This window comes from Campylobacter concisus UNSWCS (assembly GCF_000466685.1).
GTDB lineage: Bacteria > Campylobacterota > Campylobacteria > Campylobacterales > Campylobacteraceae > Campylobacter_A > Campylobacter_A concisus_A.
On the sequence record NZ_ANNG01000134.1, the window covers coordinates 1 to 391 of the forward strand.

1 protein-coding gene is annotated in these 391 nt (G+C 38.4%); it reads right to left on the bottom strand.

From position 1 onward, the window contains the following. Nucleotides 1-391 (bottom strand): methyl-accepting chemotaxis protein (locus UNSWCS_RS11230; RefSeq protein WP_035144120.1); only part of this gene is annotated, 391 nt, incomplete at both ends.

Consider the following 391-nt stretch of genomic DNA (forward strand, 5'->3'; position numbering starts at 1 on the left):
AGCACGTGCTGCTTCAATTGCAGCATTAAGTGCTAGAAGGTTAGTTTGATCTGCTATATCTCTAATGATAGTTATGATGTTTTTGATTTCATCTGATTGTCTTATGACATCAGCTGTCTTTTGAGAGATGGCATTCATTGAGCTTGACATTTGCTCAACTGCAGCAGCAGATTCTTGAAGTGAGCTAGCTTGTGTGCTAGCTGAGCTTGTTACTTGAGATACAGACTCAGCTAGAAGTTTGGCTTTTTCTTCTAGGGTTTTAGCTTTTTCTAGGTTATAGTTTAGCATTCTAGAGATTTCTGTGCCTAGAGCATTTGTTACCTTTTCTACTTCACCATTTGCGTTTTCTATCCTAGAGGTAAAGTCTGATCTTCTGTAGCTATCAAATACC